This window comes from Klenkia soli (assembly GCF_900103975.1).
Taxonomy (GTDB): domain Bacteria; phylum Actinomycetota; class Actinomycetes; order Mycobacteriales; family Geodermatophilaceae; genus Klenkia; species Klenkia soli.
This window is the reverse complement of the sequence record NZ_FNIR01000009.1, coordinates 183,827-203,970: the sequence shown is the minus strand read 5'-3', so window position 1 is coordinate 203,970 and position 20,144 is coordinate 183,827. Positions and strand designations below refer to the sequence as shown.

The 20,144-nt window shown below is 75.2% G+C and carries 18 protein-coding genes; 10 read left to right on the top strand and 8 right to left on the bottom strand.

Features of this window, described 5'->3' with window-relative positions:
• Positions 1-2: 2 nt before the first annotated feature.
• From BLS67_RS15315 to BLS67_RS15280, 8 genes are read left to right on the top strand one after another with little or no spacing between them, the layout of a single operon-like run.
• Positions 3-1,598: an AMP-binding protein gene (locus tag BLS67_RS15315; RefSeq protein WP_091246729.1), complete on the top strand. Its 1,596-nt coding sequence runs from the start codon at positions 3-5 to the stop codon at positions 1,596-1,598.
• The gene (locus tag BLS67_RS15310) at positions 1,595-3,226 is read left to right on the top strand and encodes an acyl-CoA carboxylase subunit beta (protein WP_091246727.1); all 1,632 of its coding nucleotides are present in this window, start codon (positions 1,595-1,597) and stop codon (positions 3,224-3,226) included. The genes BLS67_RS15315 and BLS67_RS15310 overlap by 4 nt, the downstream gene beginning before the upstream one ends.
• 5 nt (positions 3,227-3,231) lie before the next feature.
• Complete coding sequence (locus tag BLS67_RS15305) at positions 3,232-5,202, top strand: ATP-binding protein (protein ID WP_278247138.1); 1,971 nt, start codon at positions 3,232-3,234, stop codon at positions 5,200-5,202.
• Complete coding sequence (locus BLS67_RS15300) at positions 5,199-5,957, top strand: enoyl-CoA hydratase/isomerase family protein (RefSeq protein ID WP_091246725.1); 759 nt, start codon at positions 5,199-5,201, stop codon at positions 5,955-5,957. The genes BLS67_RS15305 and BLS67_RS15300 overlap by 4 nt, the downstream gene beginning before the upstream one ends.
• The gene (locus BLS67_RS15295; RefSeq protein WP_091246723.1) at positions 5,957-6,742 is read left to right on the top strand and encodes a TIGR03084 family metal-binding protein; all 786 of its coding nucleotides are present in this window, start codon (positions 5,957-5,959) and stop codon (positions 6,740-6,742) included. Before BLS67_RS15300 ends, BLS67_RS15295 begins: the two co-directional genes overlap by 1 nt.
• The gene (locus BLS67_RS15290; RefSeq protein ID WP_091246721.1) at positions 6,739-8,499 is read left to right on the top strand and encodes an acyclic terpene utilization AtuA family protein; all 1,761 of its coding nucleotides are present in this window, start codon (positions 6,739-6,741) and stop codon (positions 8,497-8,499) included. The genes BLS67_RS15295 and BLS67_RS15290 overlap by 4 nt, the downstream gene beginning before the upstream one ends.
• A complete protein-coding gene (locus BLS67_RS15285; RefSeq protein WP_091246719.1) occupies positions 8,496-9,089 on the top strand; it encodes a TetR/AcrR family transcriptional regulator in 594 nt (197 codons plus the stop codon). The genes BLS67_RS15290 and BLS67_RS15285 overlap by 4 nt, the downstream gene beginning before the upstream one ends.
• Before the next feature lie 34 nt (positions 9,090-9,123).
• The gene (locus tag BLS67_RS15280; protein ID WP_091246717.1) at positions 9,124-10,392 is read left to right on the top strand and encodes a glutamate mutase L; all 1,269 of its coding nucleotides are present in this window, start codon (positions 9,124-9,126) and stop codon (positions 10,390-10,392) included.
• A gap of 84 nt (positions 10,393-10,476) precedes the next feature.
• Here BLS67_RS15280 and BLS67_RS15275 read toward each other — a convergent pair whose 3' ends face one another.
• Together BLS67_RS15275 and BLS67_RS15270 are read right to left on the bottom strand one after the other, a co-directional pair.
• Positions 10,477-11,112 carry a pentapeptide repeat-containing protein gene (locus BLS67_RS15275; protein WP_091246714.1) on the bottom strand — a complete coding sequence of 212 codons (636 nt, stop codon included), beginning with the start codon at positions 11,110-11,112 and terminating at the stop codon, positions 10,477-10,479.
• Between the two features lie 24 nt (positions 11,113-11,136).
• Positions 11,137-12,579, bottom strand: a complete 1,443-nt coding sequence (locus tag BLS67_RS15270) for an MFS transporter (RefSeq protein ID WP_091246713.1) — start codon at positions 12,577-12,579, stop codon at positions 11,137-11,139.
• Between the two features lie 122 nt (positions 12,580-12,701).
• On the opposite strand from BLS67_RS15270, the gene BLS67_RS15265 reads away from it, so the two are divergent.
• Positions 12,702-13,265: a TetR family transcriptional regulator gene (locus BLS67_RS15265; RefSeq protein ID WP_165617609.1), complete on the top strand. Its 564-nt coding sequence runs from the start codon at positions 12,702-12,704 to the stop codon at positions 13,263-13,265.
• Between the two features lie 6 nt (positions 13,266-13,271).
• On the opposite strand, the gene BLS67_RS15260 is transcribed toward BLS67_RS15265, so the two are convergent.
• The 3 genes from BLS67_RS15260 to BLS67_RS15250 are packed head-to-tail and all read right to left on the bottom strand — an operon-like array spanning position 13,272 to position 15,794.
• Positions 13,272-13,802: a GNAT family N-acetyltransferase gene (locus tag BLS67_RS15260; RefSeq protein ID WP_091246709.1), complete on the bottom strand. Its 531-nt coding sequence runs from the start codon at positions 13,800-13,802 to the stop codon at positions 13,272-13,274.
• 33 nt (positions 13,803-13,835) lie between these two features.
• Positions 13,836-15,281 (bottom strand): PH domain-containing protein, encoded by a 1,446-nt coding sequence (locus BLS67_RS15255; RefSeq protein WP_091246708.1) that lies wholly within the window; start codon positions 15,279-15,281, stop codon positions 13,836-13,838.
• Positions 15,282-15,302: 21 nt separating this feature from the next.
• Positions 15,303-15,794 carry a PH domain-containing protein gene (locus BLS67_RS15250; RefSeq protein WP_091246706.1) on the bottom strand — a complete coding sequence of 164 codons (492 nt, stop codon included), beginning with the start codon at positions 15,792-15,794 and terminating at the stop codon, positions 15,303-15,305.
• 42 nt (positions 15,795-15,836) lie between these two features.
• On the opposite strand from BLS67_RS15250, the gene BLS67_RS15245 reads away from it, so the two are divergent.
• Positions 15,837-16,166 (top strand): rhodanese-like domain-containing protein, encoded by a 330-nt coding sequence (locus BLS67_RS15245; protein ID WP_242654124.1) that lies wholly within the window; start codon positions 15,837-15,839, stop codon positions 16,164-16,166.
• On the opposite strand, the gene mptB is transcribed toward BLS67_RS15245, so the two are convergent.
• From mptB to BLS67_RS15230, 3 genes are all read right to left on the bottom strand, one after another.
• Positions 16,132-17,568: a polyprenol phosphomannose-dependent alpha 1,6 mannosyltransferase MptB gene (gene mptB / locus BLS67_RS15240; RefSeq protein WP_091246703.1), complete on the bottom strand. Its 1,437-nt coding sequence runs from the start codon at positions 17,566-17,568 to the stop codon at positions 16,132-16,134. The two genes, BLS67_RS15245 and mptB, sit on opposite strands and share 35 nt — an antisense overlap.
• 53 nt (positions 17,569-17,621) lie before the next feature.
• Positions 17,622-18,431 (bottom strand): polyprenol monophosphomannose synthase, encoded by an 810-nt coding sequence (locus BLS67_RS15235; protein WP_242654116.1) that lies wholly within the window; start codon positions 18,429-18,431, stop codon positions 17,622-17,624.
• Positions 18,432-18,538: 107 nt separating this feature from the next.
• Complete coding sequence (locus tag BLS67_RS15230) at positions 18,539-20,137, bottom strand: long-chain fatty acid--CoA ligase (RefSeq protein WP_242654115.1); 1,599 nt, start codon at positions 20,135-20,137, stop codon at positions 18,539-18,541.
• Between the last annotated feature and the right edge of the window lie 7 nt (positions 20,138-20,144).

Here is a 20,144-nt window from a genome sequence, read left to right as displayed (position 1 = left end):
CGATGCCCACCCCCCTGCAGGACAACCTGGTGCACCGGGTCAACGTCGGCGACACCCTCACCCGCACCGCCGACCGGCTGCCGGACAAGGTCGCGCTCGTCGACGGCGACCGGCGGATCACCTACCGCGAGCTCGACGGCTGGACCGACCGGCTGGCCCGCGGGCTGGTCGACCGCGGCTACGCGCCCGGCGACTCCCTGGCGCTGGCCTCGGGCAACAGCGCCGAGTTCCTCGCCGTCTACTACGCCTGCGCGAAGGCCGGCGTCGTCTGCGTCCCGCTCAACCTGGGCTGGCGGCCCGACGAGGCCGGCTACGTGCTCGGGCACGCCGGCGTCCGCGGGGTCGTGGTCGAGACCCAGCTCGCCGACTGGGTGGGTCAGGCCCTCGACGGTCTGGACGGCGTCACCGACGTCGTGGTCGCGCCCGGCACGGGAGGAGCGGTCCCGGGGACCGTCGCCGGCCGGGCCACCACGCCGATCGGGGAGTTCGAGGGGGCCGACGGGCCGGTCGAGGTGCTGGTCGAGGACCGCGCGCCGGTGACCTACCTCTACACCTCGGGCACCACCTCGGCCCCGAAGGGCGTGGTCGGCAACCACACGGCCGTCGTCGTCGAGTCGCTGACCATGGCGCTCGAGGCACGCTGGACCGACGACGACCGGTTCGTCGCGATGATGCCGATGTTCCACACCGCCCAGCTCAACTGCTTCTGCACCCCCGCGGTGATCCTGGGGGCGACGCTGGTCGTGCACCGCGGCTTCGACGCCGACCGGCTGCTGGACACCATCGAGGCCGAGCGCATCACCCAGGTGTTCGGCCTGCCGATGATGTTCCGGGCCCTGACCGAGCGCCCCGACATCGCCGACCGCGACCTCTCCACGCTGCGCCGGGCCTGCTACGCCATGGCGCCGATGCCCGAGCCGCAGCTGCGCCGGGCGATCGAGGTGCTCGGCTGCGAGATGTTCCTGCTCTTCGGGCAGACCGAGATGAGCCCGACCACCACGCTCTTCCGGCCCGAGCACCAGCTCACCCACGCCGGCGCCGTCGGCACCCCCACGGTCAGCGTCCGGGTGGCGCTGATGGGTCCGGACGGCGAGCGGGTGGCCCCCGGCGAGCAGGGCGAGATCGTCTACCGCAGCCCGCAGGCGCTCACCGGCTACCTGCACGACGAGGCGGCCACCGAGGCCGCGTTCGCCGGTGGCTGGTTCCACTCCGGCGACATCGGCCGGTTCGACGCGGACGGAGTGCTCTGGTTCGCCGACCGGTCCAAGGACGTCATCAAGACCGGTGGTGAGAACGTGGCCTCGATCGAGGTCGAGCGGGCGCTGTACGCCGCCGACCCGCGGATCGCCGAGGTGGTCGCCGTCGGGCTGCCGCACGAGCGCTGGACCGAGGCGATCACCGCGGTCGTCGTCGCCCAGCCGGGCGCCTCGATCGACGAGGCCGAGCTGCTCACCGCCGTCCGGGCGCACCTGGACGGCTTCAAGGTGCCCAAGGCGGTCGTCGTCCTGACCGAGCTGCCCCGCACGTCCACCGGCAAGGTGCAGAAGAACGTGCTGCGCCAGCGGCTCGCCGACCACTACCGCGAGGTGACCGCATGACCGTCTCCATCGACCCGCGCGTCGCCGAGGGCACCGTGCTCAGCTCGGCGCTGGACACCCGGGGCGAGCAGTACGCCGCCAACCGGACGGCGTCCCTGGCGGTGCTGGACCAGCTGGAGGAGCAGCTGGACCTGGTCCGGGCCGGTGGCGGCGAGCGGTACGCCGCCCGGCACCGCGACCGCGGCCGGCTGCTCGCCCGGGAGCGGATCGAGCTGCTGCTCGACCGGGACGGTTCGTTCCTCGAGCTCAGCTCGCTGGCCGCCTGGGGCACGCCGTTCACCGTCGGCGCCAGCATCGTCACCGGCATCGGCGTCGTCTCCGGCGTCGAGTGCGTGCTCATCGCGCACGACCCCACCGTCCGCGGCGGCGCGATGAACCCCATCTCGCTGAAGAAGACGCTGCGGGCCCTGGAGATCGCCCGGGTCAACCGGCTGCCGGTCGTCAACCTGGTCGAGTCCGGCGGCGCCGACCTGCCCAGCCAGGCCGACCTCTTCGTGCCGGCCGGCCAGATCTTCCACGACCTGACCCAGCTCTCGTCCCTGGGCATCCCGACCCTCGCCCTGGTGTTCGGCAACTCCACCGCCGGCGGGGCCTACGTGCCCGGCATGTGCGACTACTCGGTGCTGGTCGACCGGCAGGCCAAGGTGTTCCTCGGCGGGCCCCCGCTGGTGAAGATGGCCACCGGCGAGGACGCCGACGACGAGGAGCTGGGCGGGGCGGCCATGCACTCGCGGGTCTCCGGGGTGGCCGACCACTTCGCCGTCGACGAGCGCGACGCGATCCGGCTGGGCCGGCGGATCGTCTCCGAGCTGAACTGGCGCAAGCAGGGCCCGGGTCCGAGCCTGCCGGCCGACGAGCCGCTGTACGACCCCGAGGAGCTGCTGGGCATCGCCCCGGCCGACATCCGGGTGCCCTTCGACCCGCGCGAGGTGCTGGCCCGGGTGGTCGACGGCAGCCGGTTCGGTGAGTACAAGCCCGAGTACGGCACCAGCCTGGTCACCGGGTTCGCCTCGGTGCACGGCTTCCCGGTCGGCGTGCTGGCCAACGCCCGCGGCGTGCTGTTCAGCGAGGAGGCCAAGAAGGCCGCCGAGTTCATCCAGCTGGCCAACCAGGTCGACACCCCGCTGGTCTTCCTGCAGAACACCACCGGCTACATGGTCGGGAAGAGCTACGAGCAGGGCGGGATCATCAAGGACGGCGCGAAGATGATCAATGCGGTGACCAACTCGACGGTCCCGCACATCACCATCAACACCGCGGCGTCGTTCGGGGCCGGCAACTACGGCATGAGCGGGCGGGCCTACGACCCCCGGCTGATGTTCGCCTGGGCCGGCGCCAAGCTCGCCGTCATGGGCGCCGCCCAGCTGGCCGGGGTCATGTCCATCGTCGGCAAGGCCTCGGCGGAGGCCTCGGGGCGGCCGTTCGACCAGGCCGCGGACGACGAACGACGACGCGGCATCGAGGCCCAGATCGAGGCCGAGTCGCACTCGTTCTTCATCACCTCGAAGGTCTTCGACGACGGCCTGCTCGACCCCCGCGACACCCGCACGGTGCTCGGCATCGCGCTGTCCGCCGCCCACTCGGGCCCGATCGAGGGACGCCGCGGCTACGGCGTCTTCCGGATGTGAGCGCCGTGATCATCACCAAACTGCTGGTGGCCAACCGCGGCGAGATCGCGCTGCGGGTCATGCGCACCGCCCGCGAGATGGACGTCGCCACCGTCGCCGTCTTCTCCGACCCCGACGCCGACGCACCCTTCGTGCACGCGGCCGACGAGGCGGTGCGGCTGCCCGGCGCCAGCCCGGCCGACACCTACCTGCGCGGTGACCTGGTCATCGCCGCGGCGCTGGCCACCGGCGCGCAGGCGGTGCACCCGGGCTACGGGTTCCTCTCCGAGAACGCCGGCTTCGCCCGGGACTGCGCCGCGGCGGGCCTGGTCTTCGTCGGGCCCACCCCCGCGGCGATCGACGCCATGGGGTCGAAGACCGCGGCCAAGGAGCTGATGGCCGCCGCCGGGGTGCCGGTGCTGCCCGGGGTCGTGGTCGGCGACGACACCACCGACCTGCCCGCCCAGGCCGCCGGCATCGGCTACCCGGTGCTGGTGAAGGCCGCGTTCGGCGGCGGTGGCCGGGGTATGCGGATCGTCGCCGGCCCCGACGAGCTGGTCGACGCGGTCGCCAGCGCCCGGCGGGAGGCGGTGTCGGCGTTCGGCGACGGCACGGTGTTCCTCGAGCGCTACGTCGAGCGGCCGCGGCACGTCGAGGTGCAGGTCGTCGGTGATACGCACGGCACCGTCGTCCACCTGTTCGAGCGCGAGTGCTCCATCCAGCGCCGGTACCAGAAGGTGCTGGAGGAGGCGCCCTCGCCGGCGGTGGACGACGCGCTGCGTGCCCAGCTGGGCAAGGCGGCCGTCGCCGCGGCCGAGGCGATCGGCTACGTCGGCGCGGGCACCGTGGAGTTCGTGCTCGCCCCCGACGGCGAGTTCTTCTTCCTCGAGGTGAACACCCGGCTGCAGGTCGAGCACCCGGTGACCGAGCTGGTCACCGGCCTCGACCTGGTCCGGGTGCAGCTGCAGGTCGCCGAGGGCCTGCCGCTGCCGCCCGAGGTGGTGGACGCCCGGGTCACCGGTCACGCGATCGAGGCCCGGCTCAACGCCGAGGACGTGCCGGCCGGGTACCTGCCGGTCACCGGCACCGTGCACCGGTTCGCCGTCCCCGACCTGACCGGCGTGCGGGTGGACAGCGGTGTCGCCGACGGCTCGGTCGTCGGCGTGCACTACGACTCCATGCTGGCCAAGGTCATCGCGTACGGCGCGACCCGCGACGAGGCGTGCCGTCGGCTGGCCCGGGCGCTGGCCGAGACCCGGGTGCACGGCATCGTGACCAACCGCGACCTGCTGGTCGCCGTGCTGCGGGAGCCCGAGTTCCGGGCCGGAGAGATCGACACCGGCTACCTGGGCCGGCACCCCGAGCTGACCTCCCCCGCGGTCTCCTCGCACGTCGTGGCCCTGCACGCGGCCGCGGCGGTGCTCGCCGACGCGGCCGCCCGCCGGGCCGGGGCTCGGGTGCAGCACGCGGTGCCCAGCGGGTGGCGGAACGTGCCGAGCGTGGACCAGGTCGCCCTCCTCACCCACGGGGACGACGAGCTGGAGGTGCGCTACCGCCGGCACCGCGACGGCTGGCGGGTGCGGGTCGGCGGCACCGCGCTCGACGTCGGCGCCGTGCAGGCGACCGCGGACCGGGTGCTGCTGACCGTCGGCGGGGTCCGCCGGTCGCTGGCCGTGCACCGGGTCGGGGACGACGTCTTCGTCGACGGCCCGGGCGGGTCGACGGCGTTCACCGAGGTGCCGCGGTTCCCCGTCCCGGGCAGCGCCGCGGGGGAGGGGTCGCTGCTGGCCCCGATGCCCGGCACCGTCGTCCGGGTCGCGGTGGCCGAGGGCGACACGGTGACCGCGGGGCAGACCGTGCTGGTGCTGGAGGCGATGAAGATGGAGCACGTGGTGGCCGCGCCCACCGACGGCGTGGTCGGCGAGCTGCACGCGGCGGTCGGCGAGACGGTCGACACCGGTGCGGTGCTGGCCGTGGTGACGGCGGTGGACGCGTGACCGTCACCTACGAGGTGGTGCGCCGGGTCGCCTGGCTGACCATCGACCGGCCCGAGGCCCGCAACGCGCTGTCCGCCGAGGTCCGCCGGCTGCTCACCGAGGGCTTCGAGCGCTTCGCCGCCGACGACGAGGCCGCCGTCCTGGTGCTCACCGGCGCCGGGGACAAGGCCTTCTGCGCCGGCGGCGACCTGCGCGAGATGGCCGACACCGCGCTGACCGTGCCGCCGCCGGACTTCGTGCCCCAGCCCGGCCGCACCATCGAGCTGACCAAGCCGGTGATCGCCGCGGTCAACGGCATCGCCTACGGCGGCGGGTTCCTGCTCGCCCAGCAGTGCGACCTGGTGATCGCCGCCGAGCACGCCCGGTTCGCGGTCAGCGAGGCGAAGGTCGGCCGGGGTGCGCCGTGGGCCGCGCCGCTGTCCTGGCTGGTGCCGCCGCGGATCGCCATGCAGCTGCTGGTCACCGGCGACCCGATCACCGCGCATCGTGCCCACGAGGTCGGCCTGGTCAACGAGGTCGTGCCGCTTGCGCAGCTGCACGACGCCGCGCAGGCGCTGGGCGAGCGGATCGCGGCCAACGCGCCGCTGTCGGTGGCCGCGGCCAAGCAGACCGTGCGGCTGATGGCAGCCGAGCGGTTCGCCGACGCCTACGCCGCGGCCGAGGCGCTCTGGGAACCGGTCTACCTGTCCGCGGACGCGCAGGAGGGCCCGGCCGCGTTCCGGGACAAGCGCACCCCGGTCTGGACCGGCCGCTGATGCCCGCCGACATGGCCGCGCTGGTGGCCGACCTGGCCGCGGAGTCCGCCGACCTGGACCGGGTGCTGGCCGGGCTGGACGACGCCGCGTGGGCCACGCCCACCCCGGCGGCGGGCTGGACGGTCGCCGACCAGGTCGTGCACCTGGCGCACTTCGACGAGACCGCCACCACCTCGGCGGTCGACCCCGACCGGTTCCGGGCCGAGGCCGACGCGCTGGTCGCCCACGGCGACGACTTCACCGAGGTGGTGGCCCTGGCCAACCGCGGCCGGTCGCCCGCGGACCTGCTGGCGTGGCTGCGCACCGCCCGCGCCGAGTACCTGCGGGTATTCGCCGCCCTGGATCCCGGGACGACGCTGCCCTGGTACGGCCCGCCCATGAGTGCGGCCTCGTCGGTGACCGCCCGGCTGATGGAGACCTGGGCGCACGGCCAGGACGTCGTCGACGCGGTCGGCGCCACCCGCGAACCCACCGCGCGGCTGCGGAACATCGCGCACCTGGGCGTGGCCACCCGCGGGTGGAGCCACCGGGTGCACGGCGAGGAGCCGCCGTCCGAGCCGGTGCGGGTCGAGCTCACCGCACCCGACGGCCCCGTCTGGATCTGGGGTCCCGAGGACGCCGCCGACCGGGTCACCGGCCCGGCGCTGGACTTCTGCCAGCTGGTCACCCAGCGCCGGCACCGCGCCGACCTCGCGCTGACCGCCACCGGCCCGGTCGCCGACCACTGGCTCGACGTCGCGCAGGCCTTCGCCGGCCCGCCCGGACCCGGGAGGCAGCCCTCGTGACGCGGGACCCGATCAGGATCGCCAACTGCTCCGGCTTCTACGGCGACCGGCTGGCCGCCGCCCGGGAGATGGTCGAGGGCGGGCCGATCGACGTCCTCACCGGCGACTACCTGGCCGAGCTGACCATGCTCATCCTCTGGAAGGCCCGCCAGAAGGACCCCGACGCCGGCTTCGCCCGCACGTTCCTCACCCAGCTCGAGGAGGTGCTGGGCACCTGCCTGGACCGGGGCATCAAGGTGGTCAGCAACGCGGGCGGCCTGAACCCGGCCGGGCTCGCGACGCAGATCGGCGCGCTCGCCGAGCGGCTCGGTCTGCACCCGCAGGTGGCGTACGTGCACGGCGACGACCTGCTGCCCCGCCTGCCGCAGCTGCTCGCCGACGGCGTGGACCTGGCACACCTGGACACCGGCCGGCGGCTGGCCGACGCCGGGGTCGACCCGGTCTCGGCGAACGCCTACCTGGGTGGCTGGGGCATCGCCGAGGCGCTGGGGGCGGGCGCGGACGTCGTGGTCACCGGGCGGGTCACCGACGCGTCGGTCGTCGTCGGACCGGCCGCGTGGTGGCACGGCTGGTCGCGCACCGACTGGGACGCCCTGGCCGGTGCAGTCGCTGCCGGGCACGTGATCGAGTGCGGGCCGCAGGCGTGCGGCGGCAACTACGCCTTCCTCGACGAGGTCGTGGACCGCCGGTACCCGGGGTTCCCGATCGCCGAGGTCGCCGCCGACGGGTCCAGCGTGATCACCAAGCACGCCGACACCGGGGGCCTGGTCTCGGTCGGCACGGTCACCGCCCAGCTGCTCTACGAGATCGACTCCCCGGTCTACGCCAACCCCGACGTCGTCGCCGACTTCGGCACCTGCGAGCTCACCCAGCAGGGCCCGGACCGGGTGCTGATCTCGGGCACCCGCGGGTCCGCGCCGTCGGAACGGCTGAAGGTCGCGCTGAACCACCTGGGTGGTTACCGCAACACCATGACCTTGGTGCTCACCGGCCTGGACCTCGAGGAGAAGGCGGCCTGGGCCGAGGCCGAGCTGTTCGGCATCCTCGGCGGCCGCGACTCCTTCGCCGACACCGACGTCTCGCTGCTCCGCTTCGACACCCCCGACGCGGAGACGAACGTGCAGGCCACCGCGCACCTGCGGATCACCGTCAAGGACACCGACCGGCGCAAGGTCGGCCGGCGGTTCTCCGACGCCACCATGCAGCTGGCCCTGGGCGGGTACGCCGGGTTCCACACCACCACCCCGCCGTCGGCCGAGAGCGCCTACGGCGTCTACTGGCCCGCGCTGGTGCCGCGGGACCTGGTCGAGCACGTCGTCGTCCTGCCCGACGGCACGTTGACCGTCGTCCCGCACTCCCCCTCCGGCCCGGCACCCGACTCCCGGAAACCGCGGTTTCCGGGAACGGGGGAGGACGACGGGGCTACGGAGCGGGTGCCGCTGGGGCGGCTGGTGGGGGCGCGGTCGGGGGACAAGGGCGGCAACGCCAACGTCGGGCTGTGGGCCCGGGACGACGCGACGTGGGAGTGGCTGGCCGCGACCATGACCGTCGAGCGGTTCCAGGAGCTGCTGCCCGAGGCCGCCGACCTCGCCGTCCGCCGGTACGAGCTGCCGAACCTGCGGGCGCTGAACCTGGTCGTCGTCGGGCTGCTGGGCGAGGGCGTGGGGTCGGCGACCCGGCCGGACCCGCAGGCCAAGGGGCTGGGGGAGTACCTGCGGTCGCGGACCCTCGAGGTCCCGGTCAGGCTCCTCCGGTGAGCAGCAGCGAGGGGGTGCGCACCCGCGACCCGGACCGGCGGGTGCGGATCCTGCGCGCCGCCACCGACCTGCTGGCCGAGCGCGGGTTCCACGGCGTCTCGATGGCCGACATCGGCGGGGCCGCGGGCATCGTCGGCTCCGGGGTGTACCGGCACTTCGACAGCAAGTCCGCGGTGCTGGTCGCGCTGCTGGACGAGGTCATGGAGCGGCTGCTGCGCACCGCCTCGGACGCCGCCGGCTCGGGCCGGGACGAGCGCGCGGTGCTGGCCGACCTGGTGCACGGCCAGGTGCTGTTCGCCGTCGACGACCGGGCGCTGCTGCAGCTCTACCAGCGCGAGGTGCACAGCCTGCCCGACGCCGACCGCCGTCGGCTGCGCCGCCTGCAGCGGCACTACGTCGAGGAGTGGGTGCACGTGCTGCTCGAGCTGCGCCCCGAGCTGGCCGACGGCGTGGCCCGCGCCTCGGTGCACGCGGCGATCGGCGCCGTGCAGTCGGTGGCCACCTACGACAGCGGGCTGCCGCGCGACGAGGTCGTGGCCCTGCTGACCGGCTCGGCCTTCGCCTGCCTGGGGGTCCCCGCGGATCGCTGAGGGAGGTGGGGCACCGCACGGCTACGGTGCCGGGGTGTCTCCCGTGGCCTGCGTCGACATCGGGTCCACGTTCACCAAGGCGGCGCTGGTCTCCCCGGCCACCGGCGAGCTGCTGGCCACCGCGCAGGCCCCCACCACGCTGGACGACGTCGTCCGCGGGGTGCTGGACGCCACCGCCGGGTTCCCGGACGGCGTCCCGGTGCTCGCCTGCTCGTCGGCCGGCGGCGGGCTCCGGCTGGCCGTGGTCGGCTACGAGCAGCTGATCAGCGCCGAGGCCGGGCACCGGGCTGCGCTGAGCGCCGGCGCCCGGGTGGTGCACGTGGCCGCCGGCCGGCTCGACCCCCCGGGGCTGGCCGCCCTCGCCGACGCCCGGCCCGACGTCCTGCTGCTCGTCGGCGGCACCGACGGCGGCGACACCGCGGTGCTGCGGCACAACGCGGCGGCCCTGGCCGGGTGGGACCGGTCCGTCCCGGTCGTGCTGGCCGGCAACGCCCACGTCCAGGACGAGGTCGCGGCGACGCTGCGGGCCGAAGGCCCGCCGGTCACCGTCTGCGCGAACGTGCTGCCCGACATCGGCGAGCTGGCCCCCGAGTCGGCCCGGGCCGGCATCCGTGCGGTGTTCCTGGAGCACGTGATCGGCGGCGACAAGCTCTCCACCGACCCCCGGCTGCGGCAGTGGGTCCGTGCCGTCACCCCCGACGCGGTGCTGGACGGCGTCGTCGTCCTGGCCGGGCTGCGGACCGCGGCCGAGGTGCCCGGGGTGGTGGTGCTCGACGTCGGCGGGGCCACCACCGACGTCTACTGCGTCCCCGACCTGGACGCCGAGCAGACCGCGCTGCGCCGCGAGGCGGTCGGCGTGCCAGCCCACCGACGCACCGTCGAGGGCGACCTGGGCGTGCACCACGCCGTCGCCGACCTGCGCGCGGCCGCGCACGCCGAGGGTCTGCCGCCGCTGGCCGACGACGCCCTGGCGCTGGGGGAGGCCGCGGCCACCGTGGCGCTGCGCCGGCACCTGCGGGCGGAGGCGGCGTACGGCGCGGGGGGCGCCAGCGCGCGGGGGGTGGGTCTCGTCGTCCTGTCCGGCGGGGTGTTCCGGCACGCCGACGCCGCGGCCCGCGACGCCGTCGTCACCCGGCTGGCGGGCGACCGGGGCGGCGCGGCCGGAGTCCTGGGCGGCACACCCGTGGTGGTGGACGCCGACTACGTGCTGGCCGCCGCGGGCCTGCTCGCCGGTGACCACCCGGAGGCCGCGCGGGCGCTGGCCGCCACCCTCCTGCTGCCCGACTCTGATCAGGTGACCTGATCACCGGTGCGCCACCCTCACCACCGTTGGTGTGGTCGGAGCCCCGTGGATCAGGTGACCTGATCGACGTGGGGCGCCGTGGCGTCAGCGGGCGATGCGGATGCCCAGGTGGGCGGCCATCCCCGGGGACCAGCCGGCCAGCTGGGCGGCGCTGATCGTGGCGCCCTGCAGGCCGGTGACGCCGTCCAGGTCGGGCAGGCCGGCGCCGGTGAGGTCGACGTCCCGGCAGCGTGCCCCGGACAGGTGCAGCGTGCCCAGCTCGCCGCCGGTGACGGTCACCCGCCGCAGGTCCGCACCGCCCAGGTCGAGCTCGCCGAGCACGCAGTCGACCAGCTCGACCTCGACCAGGGTGGCGCCGCGCAGGTTGACGTAGTCGGCCCGCACCCCGGTCAGCGTGACCCGGGTCCACGTGGCGCCGTGCGCGGTGAACGCCCCGAACCGGCCGCCCTCGACCACGGTGTCCAGCCAGGTGCCGTCGGACACCAGCAGCTCCGTGGACCGGCAGCGCAGCACCCCGACCGTGGCCAGCCGGGCCCGGGTGAGCACCAGCCCGTCCAGCGCGCAGTCCTCGAGCAGGCACTCCAGGAGGGCGGCGCCGGTGGCGTCGTCGGTCAGCTCCAGCTCGGCGAAGCGCAGTCCGTCCGCGGTCCCGCCGGCCAGGTCGTACGGGCCGGCGTCGGTGAGGTCGGGCAGGGGCTCGAGCAGCGCGGCGACGTCCACCGGGTCAGCCTCCCAGGGGCGGGGTCAGGCGGTCGCGGGGGCGTCGACGGCAGGCACCCGCGGGATGAGCAGCGCGATCACGGCACCGAGCAGCGCGGCCCCGGCGCACACCGCGAAGAGCACCCGGTAGGCGGTGAGCGAGGGCAGCACCGCCGTGCCCAGCGTGATCGTCGAGGCGGCGAGCAGCGTGCCGCCCACGGCGCTGGCCAGCGAGCTGCCCACCGACCGGGCGAGGGTGTTCAGCCCGTTCGCGGCCGCCAGCTCCGACGCCGGGGCCGCCCGCAGCACGAGGCTGGGCATCGCGGCGTAGGCGATGCCGGTGCCCGCGCCGGCGACCGTGGTGAACACGACCACCTCGGTGAACGAGCTGGTGAACACGATGCGGCCGAGGAAGCCGATCGCGATGACCGCAGCACCCAGGGCGAGGGTGACCTTGGGCCCGAAGCGCAGCGACAGCTTCGCCGACACCGGCGACAGCAGGATCATCGCGACGCCCGAGGGCAGCAGGCACAACCCGCTGGCCAGCACCGTCGAGCCGAAGCCGTAGCCCGAGGCGGCGGGTGCCTGCACGTAGGACGCCGTCCCGATCAGGCTGGCGAACAGCGCGAACCCGACGCAGACCGAGGCGATGTTGGTCAGCAGCAGCGCGGGCCGGGCGTTGGTGACCATGTCGACCAGCGGGGACGCCGTCCGGCGCTCCACCAGCACGAAGGTCACCAGCAGGACGGCGGCCAGCACCAGCAGACCGATCGTCCACGGGTCGGCCCAGCCCCAGCGCGAGGCCTGGGCGAGCGGGAGCAGCAGCGACACCAGGGCGGCGGCCAGCAGCACCGCGCCGGGGAGGTCCATGCGGCCGGTCGCGACCGCCGGCACCTCGCGCAGCACGGCCAGGATGCCGACGACGGCGAGCACCCCGCCGGCCACGCAGATCCAGAACAGCACGTGGTAGTCGGTGTGCTGCGCGACGAACGCGGCCAGCGGCAGGCCGAGTGCCCCGCCGATGCCCAGCGTGGCGCTGACCAGGGCGATCCCGGTGCCGGCGCGCTTCGCCGGCAGCACCGTGCCGATCAGGCTGATGCCCAGCGGGATCGCGGCGGTCGCCAGGCCGGTGATCGACCGGCCGACGATCAGCCACGGCAGCGTGTCCGAGAGGGCGCAGACGAGCGAGCCCACGGTGAGGGCGACCGCGGCCACCACCAGCATCCGGCGCTTGCCGTGCAGGTCGGCCAGCCGCCCGATCACCGGGACGGCGACGGCGCCGACCAGGAGCGTGGAGGTGAGCAACCACGGGGTGCCCGGGCCCAGCTCGGCCGAGAGCTGGGGCAGCACCGGCACCAGCAGCGAGGTGGTCAGGGCGACGATGACGCCGAGGACGGCGACGACGCCCAGCGCGGTCAGCTGCGGGGCGGTCCAGCCGTCCTCGTCGGTGCCGGGTCCGGCGGCAGCCGGCAGGGTGGAAGCGGACACGGGATGCTCCTGGGGAGTGGCCGGGCGGATAAAGTGGCATGAACTGCCAGATGGCACCGTATGCCAGATGGTTGCCCCGTGCACCTGTCCGGGGCATGAGCTGGACCACAGGGAGGTGGACGGTGGAGGGGTTGCGCGAGCGCAAGCTGGCCGCGAGCCGGGCGCGGGTCGTGGACGCCGCCTTCGACCTGTTCGCCGAGCGGGGGTTCGACGCCGTGACCGTCGCCGAGGTCTGCGCGGCGGCCGACATCGCCCCGCGCACCTTCTTCCGCTACTTCCCGACCAAGGACGACCTGCTCGCCGAGCCTGCCCGGGTGATGGCCGACCGCATGCGCACCGCGCTGCGCGAGGTGCCGCCCGAGCTGTCCGACGCGGCCGCGCTCCGGGGGGCCGTCCTGGCCCTGGGGGAGGCGGTGGTCGCGGACGCCGCCCGCACCGCGCGGCTGTTCCGGGTGGTGCGGTCCAGCGCCGCCGCCCGGCCGCACCCGTTCCTCCGGCTCACCGAGCGCGAGCGCGAGCTGGCCGAGCTGCTGGTCGCCCGGTCCGGCCGCAGCGAGGTCGACTGGCGCACCCGGCTGCTGGTCGCCCGGGCCACGGCGGCGTTCCGGGTCTGGCTGGACGACCTGGTCGACGGCGCGGGCGGTGACCCGGTGCAGCACCTGGCCGAGGTGCTCGACCTGCGCTGAGACCGGTCAGGCGTCGGGGTCGCGCAGGCCGACCGCGTCGTGCCGCCAGAAGACGTCGGGGTAGACCAGCGTCCCGGTCATCCACGGTTCGTGGGCGGGCAGCAGCACCACCTGGAACGCGGCCTCGGGGATGCGCAGCGACGGACGCCGGAACCCCAGGTCGCCGGCGGCGCGGAAGCCCAGCCGGCCGTAGTAGCCCGGGTCGCCCTCCAGGAAGATCGCCGGCGCGCCCTGGTCCCCGGCCCGGTCCAGCGCGGCGGCCACCAGCGCGGCACCGGTGCCCCGCCCCTGGTGGTCCGGGAGCACGGCCAGCGGGCTGAGCACCTGCACCACCACCAGCCGGCGGGGGGCGTCCAGCCAGCCGGGCCCGCACTGCACGTGGCCGACCACCTCGCCGTCGGCCTCGGCGACCAGCGAGGTCGTCGCCGTCAGCTCGGGGAGCAGGCCCGCGACGACGGCGCCGTGGTCGCCGAACGCGGTCCGGTGCACGTGGTCGACGGCGGGGAGGTCAGCGCTGGTGGCGGGCCGGATCTGCACGCCGGCCGACCCTGCCAGCGCCGCACGCCGTCGTCACCCGGTTTCCGGCTCCGGCGACAGCGCCGCCGCCCACCGGCCGGACGCCGCCACCGCGAACGGGACGGCGTCGGCCGCGCCGATGTCCAGCGCGCGGTACCCGCCGGAACCCGCACCCACCGCGGCGACCACCGTGGCCACGCCCTGCCGGCGCTGGAAGAACGACTGCTGCACCTGCCAACCGACGACGGCGCGGCGCTGCAGCACGGCCTGCTCGCGGACCAGCCAGCCCGACCGCACCGAGAACGTCCGCGGCCCGGCGACGTGGCCGAGCGCGGCGTACCGCCCCAGCCCGACCGGCACCCCGAGCCCGGCCAGCACGACGCCGGCGACCAGCAGCCACCACAGCCCGGACGTCACGGTCAGCACCGCACCGGCCACCGCGACGACCGCCCCGGGGAGGACGGCGCGGACCAGCCGGCGGCGCCGCGCGGCCGGCGGGTGCGGGCGCAGCGGTCCCGGGTCCTCGACCAGCCGGCCGGTCACCGCCCAGGCCTCGGCGCGCGGGCCCAGCGGCAGCAGCTGACCCCGGCGGGCGGCGTCGCCCAGACCGGTGACCAGGGCCGTGGCCCGGGCCGCGCGCACCCAGCGCATGCCCAGGCCCTCGGTCACCGTGCCCCCGCGGATCCGGTCGATCTCCAGCTCGGTGTGCCGCCGGTTCAGCAACCCGCGGACGGCGACCAGCGACCCGCCGCGCCGGACCAGGCGGAACCGCCAGTTGACCAGCGCGCTGCCCACGACGGAGCCCAGCACCAGCAGCACGGCGACGGCGACCAGCACCCCGGCCAGCACGGCCGTGTCCGACAGGTCGGGCCGGCCCAGGTCGGGTCGCCAGCGGCGGGGCAGCTCGTCGACCAGCCGGAACAGCGCCCCGACGGCGGCCAGCGGCACCGCCAGGTAGCTGCCCACCAGGGGTGCGTAGAGCAGCCAGCGGTCGTCGAACCGCGCGAACTCCTCCTCGGCGGGCGCCGCCTGCTCCCCCTCCCCGGGGACGGCGACGGTGCGGCGGACGAGCAGGTGGGCGCGCAGCCGGTCGGCCTCCACCGGGGGCAGCCCGTCGACGACCAGCTCCTCCTCGTCGGCCTGCACGGAGCCGGCCGCGGCGTCGATGCGCACCCGCACCAGGCCGAGCAGCCGGTGCAGCGGGGGCGCCTCGACCTCGACCCCGCGCACCCGGTCCAGGGGCACGGTGCGCACCGAGCGGGACAGCAGCCCGCGGGTCACCACGATCGCGGTCGGGCCGGGCTCGTAGCGGAACCGCCACCACCCCAGCACGGCCGAGGCCAGCGAGATCGCCGTGACGAGGGCGACGACCAGCACCACGGCCAGCGGCCCGTCGGTGAGGCCGCGGAAGGCGCCGAACGCCAGCACCGCCGGCACCCACTGCCGGGCCTGCCGGAAGGTGATCGTGTGCACCAGCACGATCCGCCACGACGTCCTCATGCAGGCCTCACGGCGTCGTCCTCATGTCGCCTCGTCCCGCACCAGCTCGGCGCGGCGGGCCAGGTCGTCGGCCACCCGGGCGGCGACGTCGGCGTCCAGGTGCGGGATGCGCACGGTGCCCTGCGAGGACGCCGTCAGCACGGCCACGCTGGCCAGCCCGAACAGCTGCTGGACCACGCCGCGGGTGACGTCGACGGTCTGGATGCGCGAGACCGGGACCAGCGTCCAGGTCCGGGTCAGCCAGCCGGTGCGGGTGCCGACGGCCTCGTCGGTGACCTCCCACCGGTGCACGCGGAAGCGCAGCCGCGGGGCGACGCCGACCGCGACCACGGCCTCGGCGACCACCAGCACCGGCAGCAGCAGGGCCAGCCAGGTCGGCAGGGGCAGGAGGACCTCGAGCGCGACGACGACGGCGGCCAGCACGAGTGCCCCGACCGCGCCCTGCACGGCCCACAACCCGATCGCGTTGCGGGACGGCGACCAGGCCGGCGCACGGGCCGGGTCGGGGTGCATGGGCCCCATCTTCCCGGGTGCGCCACCATGGGGTGCGTGACGATGCCGCAGCAGGTCCCGACCGTGCCCGCCCACGAGGTCCCCGAGGACGCCGTCGTGCTCGACGTGCGCGAGGACGACGAGTGGGTGGCCGGCCACATCGAGGGCGCGACGCACATCCCGATGGGGCAGGTGCCGGCGCGGCTGGACGACCTCCCCGAGGGCGACCCGCTCTACGTGACCTGCCGCGGCGGGGGGCGCTCGGCCCGGGTGGCCGCCTGGCTGAACCAGAACGGCTACGACGCGGTCAACGTCGGCGGCGGCATGGGCAGCTGGCAGGACGCCGGCCGCCCGATGGTCAGCGAGACCGGCTCAGCACCGACGGTGGCCTGAGCAGCAGCGCGGGCAGGTCGCCGGCGACGCGCACGGCGCCGGCGACCATGGCGAGGGCGCACCCCGCGCAGACCAGCTGCACGGCCAGGCCCTCGGTGACGGTGCCGGCCAGGGTCAGGTAGACCGCGATGCCGACCAGGGCGGCGCGGGCCCGCACCCCGCCGGCGGCGGCGACCGCGAAGGCGCCCCAGGCCAGGTACCAGGGGTAGAGGGCCGGTCCGCTCAGCGCGAGGGCGAGCAGCGCCAGGCCGACGGTGGCCATCGCCTGCCGGGGGGTGCCCCCGGCGGCGCGCCACAGCAACCAGGCGGCCAGGGCCGCCCCCGCCACGGCGACCACCAGCCGCCCCGCGGTGAGCGCCTCGTCCAGGCCCAGGCCGGGGACGAGCCAGTCCAGGCCGTAGGCCAGCCACGTGCTCGGTGCCGTGCCGTTGCGGACGATCCCGGGGACGCCGAGGGCCCCCAGCCAGCCCAGCGGGTCGGGCAGCACCACCAGCACGGCCGCGGTGACCCCGGCCGCCGTGGCCAGCGCGCGGGCCAGCGCGGCCCGCGCGCCGGGCCGCGCTGCGCGGAGCAGGTGCAGCAGCACGTAGCCGACCAGCACGGCGCCGGGCGCCTTCACGAAGGTCGCGAGCACGGCCAGCGCCACCGCGGTCGAGGTGTGCCCGCGGCGGACCAGCAGCACGACGGCGACGGCGGCCAGCCCGAGCAGCACGTCGACGTGCGCCCCGCCGACCACGTGCACCACCACCAGCGGGTTGCCGGCGGTCAGCGCGATCGCCGCTGCCCGGTCCCGGGGCGCGGCGGCGAACGCCACGAGGACGACCGCCGCGACGAGGGCCAGCACGGCCACCGCGCGGATCGCCAGCACGGCCAGCTGCTGGTCGCTGCCGGTCAGGTCGACCAGGAACCGGAACAGCGCCACCTGGACCGGGCCGTAGGGGGTGGGGGTCTGCCGCCACATCGGGTCCACGGCCGCGCCGAAGGAGTCGCCCAGCGCGATGGGGAAGATGCGGTAGGGGTCCAGGCCGAGGTGGGCCAGCCGGCCGACCGCGGCGTAGCTGTCGACGTCGAGGCTGCTGGTCGGGCCACCGGTCAGGAACGGCAGGATCCCCCACCCGGCCAGCGCGGACACCACGACGAGGTCGCGGCCCGACGCCGCTGCCCGGGCCCGCAGGAGCCGGCGGACCAGCACGGCCCAGCAGGCCAGCCAGGCGGCCGTGGCCACCACCCCGGTGAGCCGCCAGCCCAGCTGCCCGCCGGACTCGCGGACCGGCCAGCTGCCCCACCAGTCGGGCAGCCGCACGAGCTGGGTCACCCCGGCCTGCGCGGTGGCCAGCGCGACGACGGCCGGGAGCACCAGGCAGCCGGCGAGCACCAGCCGACCGGCCCGGTCGGCCGGCACCCCGCCGCGGACCGGGGCGGCCGCGGTGGTGGCCGGCCCGGTCGCGGTGCCGGTCAGGCTGCGCCGTCCAGCTCGAGGCGGAGCATCCGGCTGCGCGGTGCGGACCCCGGACGCGCCCGGGCCGGTTCGCCCCGGGCGATGCGGGCCAGCTGGCCGCTGCGCTCCGTGATGGCCCAGCGGGTGACCCGCACCAACGACTCGCGGACGATGTCACCGCTCATCTTCGAGACGCCGAGGGTGCGCTCGACGAAGGTGATGGGCACCTCGACCACGTGGCACCCGGCGCGCAGCGCGCGCCAGGCCAGGTCGATCTGGAAGCAGTAGCCCTGCGAGGTCACGGACCGGAGGTCGAGGTCCTCGAGCACGTGGGCCCGGTAGGCCCGGTAGCCCCCGGTGGCGTCGCGCAGCCGCAGGCCCAGCGCCCACCGGGTGTAGGCGCTGCCGCCGCGGGAGAGCAGCTGCCGGTGCAGCGGCCAGTTGACCACCTCGCCGCCGGCCACCCACCGCGAGCCCAGGACGACGTCGGCGTCGGCCAGGGCGTGCAGCAGCCGGGGCAGCTGCTCGGGCAGGTGCGAGCCGTCGGCGTCCATCTCGACCAGCACGTCGTACCCGCGCTCCAGGCCCCACGCGAACCCGGCCCGGTAGGCAGCGCCGAGCCCGGCCTTCCCGCTGCGGTGCAGCACGTGCACCGAGGAGTCGAACCGGGCCAGCCCGTCGGCGACCTCCCCGGTGCCGTCGGGGGAGGCGTCGTCCAGCACGAGGACGTCGGCCTCGGGGACGGCGGCCCGGATCCTGCCGACCACCCGCGGCAGGTTCTCCCGCTCGTCGTAGGTGGGGAGCAGCACCAGCACGCGCTCGTTCACGGGGACCTGCCGTCCGGACGGGGATGGGTCAGCGCACTGGACCATCCCCGTCTGAACGGTGGGTGACGGGACCCTGAGCGGCCGCTGTCAACCAGGTCAGGAGGAGCTCAGGACCCGTAGTCGGCGAAGCGGGTGCGGAGGTCCTTCTTGGAGAACTTGCCGACGCTGGTCTTGGGCACCTCGTCGATGAACTCCACGGCCGAGGGCAGCCACCACTTGGCGACCATCGGGGTGATGTGCTCGATCACCTCGTCGGCGGTCAGCTCCTGGCCGTCGGCGACGACGACGCAGGCCAGCGGCCGCTCGTCCCACTTCGGGTCGGGGATGCCGATGACGGCGGCCTCCTTCACCTTCGGGTGGCTCATGATCGCGTTCTCCAGGTCGACCGAGCTGATCCACTCGCCGCCGGACTTGATCAGGTCCTTCGTGCGGTCGGCGATGCGCACCGAACCGCTGGCGTCGATCGCGGCGACGTCGCCGGTCTTCATCCAGCCGTCCGACGTCGCCAGCTCCACGCCCTCGTCGGGGTTGTAGTAGTCCAGCGCGGTGGTCGAGCCGCGGACCTGCAGCTCGCCGGTGGCGACGTCGTCCCAGGGCAGCTCGTCGGTGGTGCCGGCCTCGACGATGCGCACCTCCACGCCCATGAACGGGATGCCGGCGCGGGCGCGGTAGGCGGCCTTGTCCTGGTCGGAGCCGTCGAACAGCCGGCGCGGCAGCCGGGCCGAGGTGGCCACCGGGTGGGTCTCGGTCATGCCCCAGGCCTGCAGGATCGGCAGGCCGACCCGCTCGCGGTAGGCCTCGCTCAGCGCCTTGGGGACGGCGGAGCCGCCGCAGCCGATGTCCCGCAGCTTGTGCTCGCGGCCCTCCAGCTCGGGCAGCACGCCCTGCCAGATCGTGGGCACCCCGGCGGTGAAGGTGACGCCCTCGTCGACGATCAGGTCGGCCAGCGCCTTGGGCTGCATCATCGGGCCGGGGAAGACCATCGCGGCCCCCACGGCCGGACCGGCCTGCGCGAGGCCCCAGGCGTTGGCGTGGAACATCGGGACGACCGGCATGACGACATCGGTCTCGGCCATGCCGAACACGTTGGGCTGCACCACGGCCATGGTGTGCAGCACCGTCGAGCGGTGGCTGTAGAGCACGCCCTTGGGGTTGCCCGTGGTGCCCGAGGTGTAGCACATGCTGGCCGCGGTGTTCTCGTCCTCGACCCGGAAGTCGACGGGCTCGGCGGCGGCGATCAGGTCCTCGTAGAGGGAGACCCGGGGGTCGTCGGGGATCTCGTTGTCGCCGCCGTCGTCCATGACCACGACGTGCTGGACGGTGGTCATCGTGTCGATCAGCGGCCACAGCAGCGGCAGCACGGTGCGGTCCACGAAGACCGCCTCGTCCTCGGCGTGGTTGGCGATGTAGGTCAGCTGCTCCGGGAAGAGCCGGATGTTCAGCGTGTGCAGCACCCGCCCGGTGCTGGGGACGGCGAAGTACAGCTCCAGGTGCCGGGCGCTGTTCCAGGCGAAGGTGCCCACCCGGCCGTCGGCGCTGATGCCCAGGGTGTCCAGCACGCCGCCGAGCTTGCGGGTGCGCACCGCCCACTCGGCGTAGGTCGTCCGCACCGGGCCGGTGGGGGAGTTCGTGACGATGGTCTTGTCGCCGTGGTGTCGCTCCACGTAGCGGAAGATCGAGTCGATCGTCAGGGGCGTCTGCTGCATGAGGCCG

Coding starts and splice junctions, on each gene's coding strand:
- BLS67_RS15295 (WP_091246723.1), top strand. CDS start 5,957: ATGCCCGCCGACATGGCCGCGCTGGTGGCCGACCTGGCCGCGGAGTCC.
- BLS67_RS15250 (WP_091246706.1), bottom strand. CDS start 15,794: ATGCACCCCGACCCGGCCCGTGCGCCGGCCTGGTCGCCGTCCCGCAAC.
- BLS67_RS15245 (WP_242654124.1), top strand. CDS start 15,837: ATGCCGCAGCAGGTCCCGACCGTGCCCGCCCACGAGGTCCCCGAGGAC.
- BLS67_RS15255 (WP_091246708.1), bottom strand. CDS start 15,281: ATGAGGACGTCGTGGCGGATCGTGCTGGTGCACACGATCACCTTCCGG.
- BLS67_RS15230 (WP_242654115.1), bottom strand. CDS start 20,137: ATGCAGCAGACGCCCCTGACGATCGACTCGATCTTCCGCTACGTGGAG.
- BLS67_RS15310 (WP_091246727.1), top strand. CDS start 1,595: ATGACCGTCTCCATCGACCCGCGCGTCGCCGAGGGCACCGTGCTCAGC.
- BLS67_RS15315 (WP_091246729.1), top strand. CDS start 3: ATGCCCACCCCCCTGCAGGACAACCTGGTGCACCGGGTCAACGTCGGC.